Source organism: Nitrosospira sp. Nsp1 (genome assembly GCF_900100985.1).
GTDB lineage: Bacteria > Pseudomonadota > Gammaproteobacteria > Burkholderiales > Nitrosomonadaceae > Nitrosospira.
This window is the reverse complement of record NZ_FMUF01000004.1, coordinates 180,141-193,386: the sequence shown is the minus strand read 5'-3', so window position 1 is coordinate 193,386 and position 13,246 is coordinate 180,141. Positions and strand designations below refer to the sequence as shown.

Here is a 13,246-nt window from a genome sequence, read left to right as displayed (position 1 = left end):
CGCCTTTAAACACCGCTCTCACGCATGGACCTTGCTCACTGGCTCACTGGTCGGGACAGGTGGTTCTACGGCTGCAAGTGCAACCGGCGATGTTCATCGCTACAAAAAAACTTGCCTTCTGAAGCGATACTTTCACTTCTGGGCAAATGTACGCCGCAATGAACGCAGCGCACCATGTCCTCGCCTTCGATTGACGACGACGCTTTATTCGCCTCTTCTCGCTGCTTTTTGATTGCGCGCTGATAACCCCTTATCACCCAGATGAAAAATACAACGATAAGGGCAAAAAATAACAGTCTACCCAACGCGTGATCTCCGCTTCAGTATCAAGATTTGTCGTGTATGCCAGTGAAAGGCATGTCGACACATTCTACCGTTTGGGTGATCCTGCGCAAGCTTCATAGAGGGTATACCTGATTCCGCTCCATCCGGCCTTCATCCAGGCTTTTATTCCACGAAAGCGGATGCGCAGATCATCAACTCTGCGGAGGTGGATTATAGATGTCCGGGCCCCGCTATCGGCACCATGATCATTAAGCGACGTCAGTCGTTGCGCTGTGTGGCACAACCCGTTCAGCGTTCTCTCGGATACGAGTGCGGGAGGATACCGGGGGGTCAGGAGCAAAACCTGATCCCGCAGCGAATGCGCTATTATTGGCCTCGACCAGAAAACCGATTTCGCGTTGGAGGGTTAGGGGTCTACTTTCTATAACCCCTGTAAATCGCTCCGTTCAGGCGAGATAAAAATTGAAAAGACAAAAGAATTGAACGAATGGTCGGGGTGAGAGGATTCGAACCTCCGACTCCTGCGTCCCGAACGCAGTACTCTACCAGGCTGAGCTACACCCCGAACTAGTTGTTTTAAAACACTTATTTTTGTTATACGCAACTTGCTTCAACTTCTCAAGCCCGTGGGCAGCAATTGTACGCAGGAAGAGATATCCCGGCAATCCGGAACTGCTCGGAAAACGCTCAAAATTGAACAAAAACCCGATCATTGATCCCGGTGCGGAAACCGCCTAGTAATTTCGCGCCACTGCAAATATGCTCAGTTGTAGTAAGGACTCCTTGTAGTTGGAATCAGGCAGCGACGAAATCGTTTTGGACGCCATCTCGGATTCGGATTGTGCCCGTTGCCTGGCGTAATCCAGTGCGCCGGTTTGCTGGATAACCTCCAGGACCGGCTGGAAGCCGCCCTCGCCACCCTGCTCTATGGCATTGCGTATTATTGCCGCCTGCGCACTTGATCCTGTTCTCATGGCGTAAATAAGCGGCAGCGTAGGCTTGCCTTCGGCCAGATCGTCTCCCAGGTTTTTACCCGTTTCATGATAATCCCCCGAGTAGTCGAGCATGTCATCGGTCAATTGAAACGCGGTGCCGAGATGCATGCCATAAGCGGCCATCGCCTCCTCCTCCGCCGGTGTGGCATTGCCGAGGATCGCGCCGAGCCGGGTCGCCGCTTCGAACAGCTTCGCGGTTTTATAACGGATCACTCGCAGGTAATTTTCCTCGTCGACATCCGGATCGCGACAGTTGAGCAATTGCAATACTTCGCCTTCGGCAATGGTGTTGGTCGCATCCGCCAATACCTGCATGATGCGCATATTGTCCACTTCCACCATCATCTGGAACGCACGAGAATAAAGAAAATCCCCCACCAATACGCTGGCGGCATTCCCGAACAAGGCATTTGCTGTTGCCTTGCTTCGCCGCAACTCGGAAGCATCCACGACGTCGTCGTGCAACAACGTCGCGGTATGTATGAACTCCACGACTGCCGCAAGATTGTAGTGGTACCGCCCCGCATAGCGAAATGCATTGGCGGAGAGAATCACAAGTGCGGGCCGCAGGCGTTTTCCGCCGCTGTTGATGATGTATTCGCTTACCTGACGGATGAGCTCCACATCGGAGTAGAGTTTCTCTCGAATAACTGCATCTACCGCGCCCATATCCTGGGCGATAAGACTTCTGATACGTTCAATTGACACTGAGGTTCCTGCAAAAAAGATGCCATGGTAGAAACGTCCCTGCCACCGTGTCAAGTTCAACAGCGGGTGCATCCCGACATTTTGGCACAAAACTGATTCGCAACAGGCCTTTGACCTGAAGCGAGCGACTATGTATAATTCGCGCTCACCTCTTTCAGGTCACTCTCGTACGAGAGCATAGGAATCCAATATGTATGCAATTATAAAAACCGGCGGAAAACAGTATCGTGTTGAGGCCGGGCTAAAACTCAAAATAGAACAGGTACCGGCAGATATCGGGAGCGAACTCCTGATCGACCAGGTCTTGATGGTTGCCGACGGGGACAATGTTTCGGTGGGCAAGCCCTTGCTGGATGGCGCTTCGGTCAAAGCCACGGTGCTGGAGCAAGGCAGACACGCCAAGGTGCGTATTTTCAAGCTGCGTCGGCGCAAACACTACCAGAAACATCAAGGACACCGGCAGAATTACACCGAAATCCAGATTACTGGCATTTCGGTCTAGGAGAGTTTACCATGGCACATAAGAAAGCAGGCGGCAGTTCCAGAAACGGTCGTGATTCGAATTCCAAACGCCTGGGGGTAAAAACTTATGGCGGCGAATTGATTCCGGCTGGGAGCATCATCATTCGTCAGCGCGGCACGAGAGTTCATGCCGGCGAGAATGTTGGCATGGGCAAGGACCACACGTTGTTCGCCAAGATCGACGGCAAGGTCAGTTTCGGCATCAAGGGCTCGCCACAACGTAAAGTAGTGAGCGTCGTACCGGTCTAGTTTTACTGATCTCCGCTTAAAGAGCCCTGTCATACCGATAGGGCTTTTTTGTTTGTATCGCCGATAACAGGCAAGATCATCCATGAAATATATAGACGAAGCAATAATCCATACCATCGCGGGCAAAGGAGGCGACGGCGTAGCCAGTTTCCGCCGCGAGAAATTCATTCCCAAAGGCGGCCCTTCGGGCGGCGACGGCGGTCGCGGCGGCAGTATTTTTGCCATTGCCGACCGCAACATCAATACCCTGGTGGATTACCGTTTCGCGCATACGCATCGCGCCAAAAAAGGGGAAAACGGACGCGGCTCGGATTGCTACGGGAAGGGGGCCGACGACATTATATTACGCATGCCGGTAGGCACCGTTATCACAAACACCAATACCGGAGAAGTGATCGCCGACCTGAAGCAAAACGAGCAGAAAGTTTTGCTGGCCAAAGGCGGCCAAGGCGGCCTTGGGAACCTGCATTTCAAATCCAGCATAAATCGCACACCCCGTCAGTTTACGCTGGGCGAACCCGGAGAGGAATTCGACCTCAAGCTGGAACTCAAGGTTCTGGCGGATGTGGGGCTTCTGGGCATGCCTAATGCCGGCAAATCCACACTGATCCGCGCGGTTTCGGCCGCTCGCCCTAAAGTAGCGGATTATCCTTTCACTACGTTACATCCAAACCTCGGCCTGGTACGCGTGGACCAGAACCGCAGCTTCGTGATGGCGGATATTCCCGGCCTGATAGAGGGGGCGGCAGAAGGTGCGGGATTGGGCCATCGCTTCCTTAAACATCTTACCCGTACCCGTCTGTTGCTGCATATTGTGGACGTAGCGCCGCTGGATGAAAACGTTAATCCCGTGCGTGAAGCCAAAGCCATCGTGAACGAACTCAGCCAATACGACGAATCCCTGTATCAAAAGCCGCGTTGGCTGGTACTCAACAAGGTTGACCTGCTACCGGAAGATGAGCGGGAAAAAACATGCAAAAAATTCGTACGCAACCTCGGCTGGAAAGGAGAGACCTTTATTGTTTCAGCGCTGGCTGGTGAAGGCTGCAAAGAGCTGACCTACGCCATCATGAATTATCTGGAGCAAGAAGCGGGAATTGCAAATCAGGAGCCTGCACCAACTGACGCGCATCATCCGGAATCTTAGCTCGCGGGCTTTTCTTTAAACCCAGATAATCCATTAGGACGCGAGATGATGGTGAGCAGGTTGCGAGACAGTTTTGCCGGTTGAGAGTAGTCCATAGCTTGATCTATGGACGCCGCGCAGGTAGCGAAAATGGCCGCAAACTGACCGCCAGCACTCGGGTAGGCTCGCAGAGCCGCCTAATGAATTATCTGGGTTAAAGAGAAATGACGAAGCTGCATGCTATCTGCCTCATCCTTTGGCCTGGCGCATGCATATAATCCGGCGACCACAACGTAGAATCAGATATGGAATCCATTTTAAAACAATCGCGGCGCATCGTCATCAAGGTTGGCAGCAGCCTCGTCACTAACCAGGGGCAAGGGCTCGATCATACAGCCCTTGCGGGCTGGGCGGAGCAAATCGCCAAGCTCAAGGAAATGGGCAAGGAGGTCGTACTGGTTTCTTCCGGCGCGATAGCGGAAGGCATGCGGCGCCTGAAATGGAAAAAACGCCCTCATGCACTGCATGAATTGCAAGCCGCTGCCGCTGTGGGACAAATGGGACTGGTGCAGGCCTATGAACACTGTTTTCGCACCCACGGGATTCAGGCTGCGCAAATACTGCTCACTCACGAGGATTTGTCCGACCGGAAACGCTACCTCAATGCGCGCTCGACGCTGATCACGCTGTTAAACATGAACGTCATCCCGGTTATCAACGAAAATGACACGGTGGCGACCGACGAGATCCGCTTTGGCGATAACGATACGCTTGCTGCACTGGTAACCAATCTGATTGAAGCCGATGTGCTTGTGATTCTTACGGATCAGGGCGGATTATTTACGGCCGACCCGCGTAAGGATGCACACGCAAAGCTCGTGGAAGAGGCCAGGGCTGGAGACCCTGCCATTGAATCGATGGCTGGCGGGGCGGGCAGCGACATAGGACGCGGGGGCATGCTGACGAAGGTAATAGCAGCGAAGCGCGCGGCACGCAGCGGTGCTCACACCATCATCGCATCGGGTCATGAGGCTGATGTCCTGATTCGTCTCGCGAAGGGAGAAGCTGTTGGCACGCAACTGCTGGCGGAAACGCTGACGCTGGCCGCACGTAAGCAATGGCTTGCAGACCATCTGCAAATTCGCGGAAATGTCATACTGGATGAGGGCGCCGTGGAAGCACTTGCAGTGGGCGGCAAAAGTCTTTTACCGATAGGCGTTACAAATGTCATTGGTACCTTCGAGCGCGGCGAGCTGGTGGGCTGCCTCGATCCCATCGGACGGGAAATCGCGCGAGGACTCATTAATTACAATGCTGCGGAAACCCGGAGAATTCTGCGGCACGCAAGTAACGAAATCGAGACTGTTCTGGGTTATTTAGGCGAACCGGAACTCATCCATAGAGATAATATGGTCCTGCTTTAATATCGCAGAATATTGCCTTGTACACTCTGAGGAACATACAATGAAGCTCACGAAAATAGACGACAATTTTTCCACCAGCCCACAGATCAGTGTTGAGGATTTGCTTGATATTAAAGCGGCTGGTTTCAGAAGTGTAATCTGCAATCGACCGGACAGTGAGGATGGTGGCGCTCATCCGGATCACAACTTTCTTGAGTCGGCGGCAAGAGAGGCGGGCCTCGAATTTGCCTACCTTCCGGTTGTGCCGGGACAAATAAATGACGCTCAAATTGCTCGGTTCAAGCTGGCGATTGATGAACTGCCCGGGCCCATACTTGGCTATTGCCGCCTGGGGATTCGCTCTAAAGTGCTTTATGAGCGTGCGCGCTGAAAATCACGACCTGATCTGCCAGCCTCGAAGAAATTTTCACTTGGCCAGCAAAAGTACGCTTCCGCCTAATATCGTACCGCTCGCGGGTGGATTCCGGCTTTCAATGCCTGGATAGCCTCATCCGCATCCCTCACCATATCGAATCCAAGCGGACAGAAAAAATACCTGTAGAGCGCGCGCTGGGCGTAGTTCTGGTTAAGCGTTTCGAGATCGGCCCATTTCGACCTTCCCGCCCGCGTCCAGGTATGGTCATTTCGGCCATAGGCGTAAGTTCTTTTTTCGGCGGTTTGGCAACGTATTCCTTCGTAGCTCACGTTCATCCCGCCTGCCGATGATGTGATCACGAGGGTGTAACGCACTACGCCATCCTCTCCGACCGTGATGGACAAGGCGTCGACATAGTGAAGGTTTGTGCTGACGGGGCCCGCATCGAATTGCAGCAGATTTTCCGTCTCCGGATAGGGAGGCAATTGCGCCTGAAGTTCGACCCAGGGCCTCTCATGATCGAATTCATACTCGAATTTCTGTTGCTGGGCATAAACTGCAACCGGCAAGAAGCATAGCAGCAGGACTCTTTTCATTACGTGGTCAAGTCCTTGATCAACGATTCGCGTACCGCTGCCGGCACCGGCTCAGCCGTAACCTCATAGGCATGATGATCGATGCCCATGCTCAGGGACACACCCTGATGTAGCGCTTTTATCATTTCCCCGGTGAACTCAAAACGCAGAAAATGCACCGCAGATGTCTTCTCTTCGTTTTCACGCTCCATGTCTTCATCAGCAATGGCGTAAACCGGATCACAGCCATTTACCCTGACCCATACCTTATCTTCTATACCGATCAGTTTCGCCAGCCTGGCGGCGCGCTCGACCGGATCAGGGTATTCGATCATCATGGTCGCTTTCCAGTTGGCACCATCCGGAACCAGAGGACCGTATGCATCCAGCTCGGCAAGTATGCCGTCTTCATCAAAAATCTTCTCTGCCCGCAGCATTTCCTGGATTTGATACCGTACCGTCAACTCGTCTTCGAAAATCAGCGTGACATTCTCACCCAGATGAACCTTGCGGTTTTTCTTGTGCGCCATTACGCGAGCGCGGAATTCCTGCCTCACTTTAGCGTAGGTTTCCAGGGTCATCAGACTACCGGGAGTAATCGAAGGCATGAATTATTATTCCATTGCATTAAAAAATAAGGCGTTTTTGGTCTCGTTTCCGGTTCCTCACGGCACTCATGCGTACCGTCTCGTGTTTCGCCTTCGCTCTCCATTCTCGAACTGGAATGGCAGGAACGAAGCAAGAAGGCCGATTGCTCAGCCAACTGTTCAGTCAAGCCCGTAAGCAATCCGGATCAGCGTCAACGGATGCTGTTTCTGCGCCTTGGTGTCACCCATACCCTGCTCAATGTGCCGGGCAGCGATGGCGCAGTCGGAACTGATGTAATCGGGCGTGGAGGCCCCCATTTGCTTGAATACCGGTTTGCCGATTTTCATGGAATCGGCGAAGTGTTCACTTTTCACTCCCCAGGTCCCATCATGGCCGGAGCATCGTTCGACGACGCTCACTTTCGTATCGGGAACCATTTGCAGCATTTCCCTGGTTTTCTGCCCGATGTTCTGTACCCGCAAATGGCAGGGAATATGGTACGAAATATTGCCCAGCGGCTGTTTAAAATCGGTTTTCAGCAAACCGTCCCGGTTGCGCAACATCAGGTATTCAAATGGATCGAACATTGCTGCGGCTACCGCTTTCACATCCTCATCCTCGGGAAACATGAGCGGCAGTTCCTGCTTGTACATAAGCGTGCAGGAAGGCACAGGTGCAAGTATTGCGTACCCTTCCTTCGCAAGTTTCGCCAAAGGGGGAATATTCCTGATTTTAAGCGCTTTCACCGCATCCAGATCGCCCAGTTCCAGCTTTGGCATCCCGCAACAGGCTTCTTTTTCCACCAGGCGCGTGGGAATCTGGTTGTGGTCAAGCACCTTCAATAAATCGTGCCCTATGCCGGGTTCATTGTAATTGACATAACACGTGGCATAAATCGCAACTTTCCCCGATGTCCTGTCGCCGTCACGGACTTCATGAGATGGATTGATCCTCGCATTCGGGCGAAATTTATGGCTGTCATAATCCGGCAGTTTCCGCTCGGCGTGAATACCCAGTACGTTATCCATCAACTTGCGGGCGACCGGCGCCTTGTTTACCGCGTTTACCGCCTGAGCCACTACCGGAATGGCGGCCAGTTTACCCATGAGATCCGTGCTCGAAAGCAATTCATCACGGAAGCGGACGTCGCCTTTTTTGTGCTTGACAGCCTTTGCACGCAGCATCAGGTGAGGAAAATCGACATTCCATGGGTGCGGGGGCACATAGGGGCATTTCGCCATGAAACACATATCGCAGAGATAACAGCGATCCACTACCTCCCAGAAGTTCTGTTTCTCCACCCCATCGAGTTCACCGGTGCTTCCCTCGTCTATAAGATCGAACAAGCTCGGAAACGCCGTGCATAGACTGACGCAACGGCGGCAACCATGACAAATGTCGAAGACGCGCTCCATTTCACTGAATAGCTTCAGCTCGTCATAAAAATCCGGATTTTCCCAGTCGAGCGGATGACGCGTGGGGCGCTCCAGACTGCCTTCTCGAGTGGTCATGGTGATATGAAAATGTATAAGGATAAAACAGATGGAACTTCAGAACAGAGCGTCAGAGCGGACCAACCGACCGGATCGAATGCTGGCACTCGACCCGGTCCATTTCTGTCTTGCAACGACTCAATCAGCCAGATTATCCAGAACCTTCTGGAAGCGATTGGCGTGAGAGCGCTCAGCCTTGCCCAGCGTCTCGAACCAGTCGGCGATTTCATCGAAACCTTCGTCGCGAGCAGACTTGGCCATGCCGGGATACATATCGGTATATTCATGCGTCTCGCCCGCTATCGCCGTTTGCAGGTTGGCGCGGGATGAACCGAAAGGCATCCCTGTAGCCGGATCGCCACAAGCCTCCAGATACTCCAGGTGTCCATGAGCATGCCCGGTTTCCCCTTCCGCCGTCGTGCGGAAGATGTTTGCCACATCATCCTGACCTTCAACAGCCGCTTTGCTTGCAAAATAGAGATAACGGCGATTGGCCTGAGATTCTCCGGCAAAGGCAGCTTTCAAGTTTTCTTCAGTTTTCGATCCTTTAAGTTCCATGTTTCCCCTCCTGTTATTTAAGTACCAATAATCAAACTGATCATATCCACGAACCACCCGACCTGAATGCTCGAACCACATGAATTGAAGCGGCCCAAAACCAGGCCAAAACTTAACCCTGAGAGACTATCGAAGGGCCTTCACCTTGTCAACCGGTCGACTTGCATACGGTTTATGCTTGTGTGCGCCCAATTGCGTTTGACGTGGTTAATCGCACTGAACAATACGAAAAAATAACCTGCATTCACTTTAAGCCGGGTGGAGATGGCATAACTAAAAAGCGATAAGCTGACAAGGCAAAATATTGCCTTATGCGTACAGAATTCCGCTTGATCAGCCTCTTTACTCAGGTAACCAGATTCTGCGGCTTTCCGGCCACCCAGGCTTCGATATTGTCGATTAGCTGATCGGCGAGAAAGTGCATTGCCTCAGCCGAGGCCCAGGCAATATGTGGCGTAAGAATGAAATTGGGACGGCGCAGGTCGAGCAATGGATTGCCCTCCCTGGGTGGCTCGACGGTGAGTACATCGAAGCCGGCGCCTGCAATAATGCCTTCTTCCAGGGCCTGAACCAGCGCCGCCTCATCGACGAGTCCACCCCGTGCGGTATTGATCAGCAACGCGCTGCGCTTCATCTTGCGCAATTCATCAATGCCGATCATGTTGCGCGTAGCCGCCGACAAAGGGCAATGCAGCGAGAGTATGTCCGACTCGGCGAGCACCTGATCGAAAGGGGTGAGCAGCACATCTTTTTTCTTGGTGGACGGATGGTACCCAAACAGAACGCGCATGCCGAACCCGCGCGCGATTGCAGCGGTACCGCGCCCGATAGCGCCTTCTCCGATAATCCCCATGGTCGAGCCGAACAATTCGCTTATATTATGCGTAAACAGACAGAACTGTTCCGATTTCTGCCACGCCCCCTGCTCAATCTCCTGCCGGTACGCCAGCAAGTTGCGGCGCAACGCGAGCACCATCGCGAACACGTGTTCAGGCACGGTATGAATCGCATAATTACGGATATTCGCCACCACGATGCCACGCCTGCGGCAGGCTGCGATATCGATGGCGTCATATCCCGTTGCGGCAATCGCTATCATCTTCAGCCTGGGCAATTCCGCAAGGATCTCGTCGCTCAATCCCAATTTGTTGATGATGGCCACAGTCGCACGCTGCAGGTGCGGCACGATCTGATCAGAAGCCGTTTGCGCGTATTCCTCGTATGTATGCTCAAAATTCGGCCGGCGCACCTTCACCTTGAGTGAATCCCGCTCCGGAAAGACGATGTGATGGCTCATGTGTATCCACTTGGTCAAACGTTAGGGTTTTAAGAATATTGTCGTGTTGTCAATAGATCAGTGCTATCACAAGGCTGTCCAATCCGATCTTCCGATGTCAAATAATCAAGTCTGTAACTTTTGGAATGTCAGATCAATAGGAGGAGCTTTGTGGTAGTGTCTCAGTCCGAGCTTTATAAGTGCTATCCTTCTTTAATACTTCGTCACTCGAGTCAGACCGGCTTTGGCATTGCCAGAGTACTGCTTTCGACAGAGAACACACAACCTGCGAGAAGATCGGGGCAATCAGAGAAACTGAGGAAAATGAGGTTTAGGATCTTGCGTCTGTTCTGATAACTGATAACTTTTTAATATGAAAAATAAAGAAATCAACTTTGAGCACAAAGGCATCGGGGAAATTCTTGCCCACAATCGTCTTGTTGTTCCTTTAAACCAACGAGAATACTCTTGGCAACCAGATCATGTAAAAGATTTATTTGAAGATTTTGCACACGCCCTTGTGAAGAATCACGGAAGCTATTTTCTCGGTACCATCGTTCTCACTACAGGAAGCGGTGATCAACCGGAAGTTTCCGATGGACAACAACGGCTAGCGACCACGTCAATTTTGCTCGCGGCCATTCGCGATTATTTTCATGCTCACAGCGATAGTAAACGCGCCTCAGCCATTGCCGATAAATATTTAAGTACTGTTGATCTCAAAACCACCGAAACTGTTCCTAAACTTCGATTAAACGTTGATGATCAGGAGTTCTTCCGAAAACTAATCATTTCCGATCCACAAAGCAAAGATCGGGATGTGAAGGCAACTAAGGAATCTCACAAACGAATATCTCAGGCTGCCTCGATGGCCAGCGCTTATGTGAAAGAACTTCTTAAACCTCATAAGGAGGCGCTTCACGCTGACCGACTTATTGAACTTGTTACCTTTATTGAGACTGGAGCACAGGTAATTGCGTTAAAGGTACCTGATCATCTCAATGCGTTTATGATGTTCGAAACATTAAATGATCGCGGCCTCAAAGCTTCGCAAGCTGACTTATTAAAAAACCATTTACTAAGTTTATGCGGCGATCGCATTGTCGAGGGACAGCAGAAGTGGGCAATCATGATAGGGATATTAGAATCCCTCGGTCAAGACGATATAACGGTGACTTATTTACACCACTTATTGATTAATAAATACGGACCAATAAGAGAGCGGGATATCTTTGACAAGATAAAATCTTCAGTAAACAATGAACTTCGCGCGATCGAATTTCTGGATGAACTTGCTGAAAGTGCTAATCACTATGCTGCGCTCTTCAATTCTGAGCATAAAAAATGGAATGATTACGGAACCTTAACGCGAAAGAATATAACGACAATTAATCGTGATCTGCGTGTATCTCAGATTCGACCGCTAATGTTCGCTGTAGCGAGGAAATTCTTGATTAATGAAGCAAAATTAGCTTTTCGTCTGTTCGTGTTTTGGTCTGTTCGAATCCTAATCTCTGGCACTCGTGGTGGAGTATTGGATAGAAACTATTCAGTTGCGGCATATGAAGTTACTAGCGGAGTTATCACCACTGCCTCTGGTCTGTCAGAAAAGTTGGCAAGCATTCTACCAAACGATATAGAATTTGAATCTGCTTTTTCTGAGGCATCCATATCGCAAAACTATTTAGCTAGATATTATTTACGCGCTCTTGAGCAATATGCAAGAAATGCTCAGGAACCAGAATTTGTACCCTCGGATGATGAAAGCACGATCAACCTGGAACACATTCTGCCGGAAAACACAGGTACTGCTTGGGTTAATGTTGATGCAGATATGGCATCTGCTTGGTACAAACGAATTGGAAATCTTGTCCTGTTGCAAGCAAAGAAAAATGCCATGATTGGTAACAGCTCATATCAGGAAAAGAAACCCATACTGAGCGAATCGGCCTTCATTCTTACTTCATCAGCAGCAGAAAACCAAAATTGGGGGCCAGATGAGATTAAGGCGCGCCAGCAGAATCTAGCGAAACTAGCTATTAAAGCTTGGCCGCTTTCTTTATAGAAAATCCGATGTGGTTAGGACAACGTTTTAACCTTTGCTTCATCTTTTATTTGGGGCGGCGCTAGTCCATAATTTGTCCTTCGAAGCTAGGTTTACTATGGGGTTTGTACGAGATTGATAGAACGAACTAGCTACTCCCGATTCATCGAGGCAGAAAACAGACTTGCCGAAATAATCATCAGCCCGCCGATCCATTCCCTGGGCGTCATCGCCTCATCAGTCAGGAAATAGGCTGCAATCGCCGCCACCACTAATTCGAACAGCATGATTACGATGGCCTGATTCGCGGGCGTGTGCGCCAGGCCGTATTGCACAACCAAACTCAGGGCAAACACGATCAATCCAACGCCCAGCAGGAGCAGATACGTATCTGTGGAAATATCGCTCATTACGGGCAGGTCAACCAGAAACAGGCTGTAACCGAATGCTACCAGCGCGACACCGATCCACACCGCCACCGATTTTACCTGAACACTGTGGTATTGGTCTTTGCGGCTCAGCACATTCGAGAGTGCAAACATGAAGCCGGCCGATAATCCCATCCAGTCACCATAAGAGGAAGGCAACGAGAAGCCGTTTTCCGGTTGCCACAGCATGACTATCGCACCCGCCAAAGAAAAAGCGATAACCAGATAGCCGTGCAAACTCAACATTTCATTCAGCAGAACACGCGAGAACACGATAGTCCATAGCGGTGCGAGATAGAATAAAAGCAGGACACGCATGACTTCGCCGTGAATGACACCGAGTACGTATGCGAGATTGGTCCAGCCTGCAAACAGGCCAATCCAGAACAATAAATGCGGCTCGCCGCCGAGCACTTGAGATCTGTGCAAACTTTTCCGAAATATAACCAGCCCCAGCAGCAAGGCAATTGCGTAAGTGACCGAGGTCGCGATGGCCCCGCTTATCCTGGCTTGTTCCAGCAGTCGATAGGGATACCACAGCAGGCCCCAGATACTTGCTCCTATGAGCAATGCCGCTACGGGAAAATCATTTTGTTTTGTTTTGTTCATTTTGGTTGGTC

The 13,246-nt window shown here is 51.1% G+C and carries 14 protein-coding genes and 1 tRNA gene; 6 read left to right on the top strand and 9 right to left on the bottom strand.

Annotation, left to right across the window (positions count from 1 at the left end; translation table 11 throughout):
* Positions 1-65 precede the first annotated feature (65 nt).
* The 3 genes from BLP78_RS15920 to ispB all read right to left on the bottom strand — a co-directional run bounded on the left by BLP78_RS15920 (position 66) and on the right by ispB (position 1,988).
* A complete protein-coding gene (locus tag BLP78_RS15920) occupies positions 66-305 on the bottom strand; it encodes a PP0621 family protein (protein WP_090456819.1) in 240 nt (79 codons plus the stop codon).
* Positions 306-773: 468 nt separating this feature from the next.
* Positions 774-850: transfer RNA gene (locus tag BLP78_RS04190), tRNA-Pro, on the bottom strand.
* Between the two features lie 169 nt (positions 851-1,019).
* Complete coding sequence (ispB, locus tag BLP78_RS04185; protein ID WP_025041533.1) at positions 1,020-1,988, bottom strand: octaprenyl diphosphate synthase; 969 nt, start codon at positions 1,986-1,988, stop codon at positions 1,020-1,022.
* A 190-nt stretch (positions 1,989-2,178) separates the two neighbouring features.
* Here ispB and rplU point away from each other — a divergent pair, with 190 nt between their 5' ends.
* The 5 genes from rplU (at position 2,179) to BLP78_RS04160 (ending at position 5,679) form a co-directional block, all read left to right on the top strand.
* Complete coding sequence (gene rplU, locus BLP78_RS04180) at positions 2,179-2,490, top strand: 50S ribosomal protein L21 (protein WP_090456817.1); 312 nt, start codon at positions 2,179-2,181, stop codon at positions 2,488-2,490.
* Positions 2,491-2,501: 11 nt separating this feature from the next.
* Positions 2,502-2,759, top strand: a complete 258-nt coding sequence (gene rpmA, locus BLP78_RS04175; RefSeq protein WP_090456815.1) for a 50S ribosomal protein L27 — start codon at positions 2,502-2,504, stop codon at positions 2,757-2,759.
* Between the two features lie 82 nt (positions 2,760-2,841).
* Positions 2,842-3,906, top strand: coding sequence for an Obg family GTPase CgtA (gene cgtA / locus BLP78_RS04170; protein WP_090456812.1), 1,065 nt, complete (start codon positions 2,842-2,844; stop codon positions 3,904-3,906).
* A gap of 284 nt (positions 3,907-4,190) precedes the next feature.
* Positions 4,191-5,309 carry a glutamate 5-kinase gene (gene proB / locus BLP78_RS04165; protein WP_090456810.1) on the top strand — a complete coding sequence of 373 codons (1,119 nt, stop codon included), beginning with the start codon at positions 4,191-4,193 and terminating at the stop codon, positions 5,307-5,309.
* A 40-nt stretch (positions 5,310-5,349) separates the two neighbouring features.
* Positions 5,350-5,679, top strand: coding sequence for a protein tyrosine phosphatase family protein (locus tag BLP78_RS04160; protein WP_090456808.1), 330 nt, complete (start codon positions 5,350-5,352; stop codon positions 5,677-5,679).
* A gap of 65 nt (positions 5,680-5,744) precedes the next feature.
* Here BLP78_RS04160 and BLP78_RS04155 read toward each other — a convergent pair whose 3' ends face one another.
* The 5 genes from BLP78_RS04155 to BLP78_RS04135 all read right to left on the bottom strand — a co-directional run bounded on the left by BLP78_RS04155 (position 5,745) and on the right by BLP78_RS04135 (position 10,175).
* The gene (locus BLP78_RS04155) at positions 5,745-6,260 is read right to left on the bottom strand and encodes a CNP1-like family protein (protein ID WP_090456806.1); all 516 of its coding nucleotides are present in this window, start codon (positions 6,258-6,260) and stop codon (positions 5,745-5,747) included.
* Positions 6,260-6,847, bottom strand: coding sequence for a DUF3501 family protein (locus BLP78_RS04150; RefSeq protein WP_090456804.1), 588 nt, complete (start codon positions 6,845-6,847; stop codon positions 6,260-6,262). Before BLP78_RS04150 ends, BLP78_RS04155 begins: the two co-directional genes overlap by 1 nt.
* A gap of 159 nt (positions 6,848-7,006) precedes the next feature.
* Positions 7,007-8,338: a heterodisulfide reductase-related iron-sulfur binding cluster gene (locus BLP78_RS04145; RefSeq protein ID WP_090456800.1), complete on the bottom strand. Its 1,332-nt coding sequence runs from the start codon at positions 8,336-8,338 to the stop codon at positions 7,007-7,009.
* Between the two features lie 120 nt (positions 8,339-8,458).
* On the bottom strand, positions 8,459-8,878 hold the full coding sequence (locus BLP78_RS04140) for a rubrerythrin family protein (protein WP_025041542.1): 420 nt from the start codon (positions 8,876-8,878) through the stop codon (positions 8,459-8,461).
* 346 nt (positions 8,879-9,224) lie between these two features.
* The gene (locus tag BLP78_RS04135; protein WP_090456798.1) at positions 9,225-10,175 is read right to left on the bottom strand and encodes a D-2-hydroxyacid dehydrogenase; all 951 of its coding nucleotides are present in this window, start codon (positions 10,173-10,175) and stop codon (positions 9,225-9,227) included.
* A gap of 352 nt (positions 10,176-10,527) precedes the next feature.
* On the opposite strand from BLP78_RS04135, the gene BLP78_RS04130 reads away from it, so the two are divergent.
* Positions 10,528-12,219 (top strand): DUF262 domain-containing protein, encoded by a 1,692-nt coding sequence (locus BLP78_RS04130; RefSeq protein WP_090456796.1) that lies wholly within the window; start codon positions 10,528-10,530, stop codon positions 12,217-12,219.
* A 131-nt stretch (positions 12,220-12,350) separates the two neighbouring features.
* On the opposite strand, the gene BLP78_RS04125 is transcribed toward BLP78_RS04130, so the two are convergent.
* A complete protein-coding gene (locus tag BLP78_RS04125; RefSeq protein WP_090456792.1) occupies positions 12,351-13,235 on the bottom strand; it encodes a DMT family transporter in 885 nt (294 codons plus the stop codon).
* Positions 13,236-13,246 lie beyond the last annotated feature (11 nt).

Bases quoted from the DNA above. Each gene is read 5' to 3' on its own strand.
- rplU (WP_090456817.1), top strand. From the start codon at position 2,179: ATGTATGCAATTATAAAAACCGGCGGAAAACAGTATCGTGTTGAGGCC.
- rpmA (WP_090456815.1), top strand. From the start codon at position 2,502: ATGGCACATAAGAAAGCAGGCGGCAGTTCCAGAAACGGTCGTGATTCG.
- cgtA (WP_090456812.1), top strand. From the start codon at position 2,842: ATGAAATATATAGACGAAGCAATAATCCATACCATCGCGGGCAAAGGA.
- proB (WP_090456810.1), top strand. From the start codon at position 4,191: ATGGAATCCATTTTAAAACAATCGCGGCGCATCGTCATCAAGGTTGGC.
- BLP78_RS04160 (WP_090456808.1), top strand. From the start codon at position 5,350: ATGAAGCTCACGAAAATAGACGACAATTTTTCCACCAGCCCACAGATC.
- BLP78_RS04155 (WP_090456806.1), bottom strand. From the start codon at position 6,260: ATGAAAAGAGTCCTGCTGCTATGCTTCTTGCCGGTTGCAGTTTATGCC.
- BLP78_RS04150 (WP_090456804.1), bottom strand. From the start codon at position 6,847: ATGCCTTCGATTACTCCCGGTAGTCTGATGACCCTGGAAACCTACGCT.
- BLP78_RS04145 (WP_090456800.1), bottom strand. From the start codon at position 8,338: ATGACCACTCGAGAAGGCAGTCTGGAGCGCCCCACGCGTCATCCGCTC.
- BLP78_RS04140 (WP_025041542.1), bottom strand. From the start codon at position 8,878: ATGGAACTTAAAGGATCGAAAACTGAAGAAAACTTGAAAGCTGCCTTT.
- BLP78_RS04135 (WP_090456798.1), bottom strand. From the start codon at position 10,175: ATGAGCCATCACATCGTCTTTCCGGAGCGGGATTCACTCAAGGTGAAG.
- BLP78_RS04130 (WP_090456796.1), top strand. From the start codon at position 10,528: ATGAAAAATAAAGAAATCAACTTTGAGCACAAAGGCATCGGGGAAATT.
- BLP78_RS04125 (WP_090456792.1), bottom strand. From the start codon at position 13,235: ATGAACAAAACAAAACAAAATGATTTTCCCGTAGCGGCATTGCTCATA.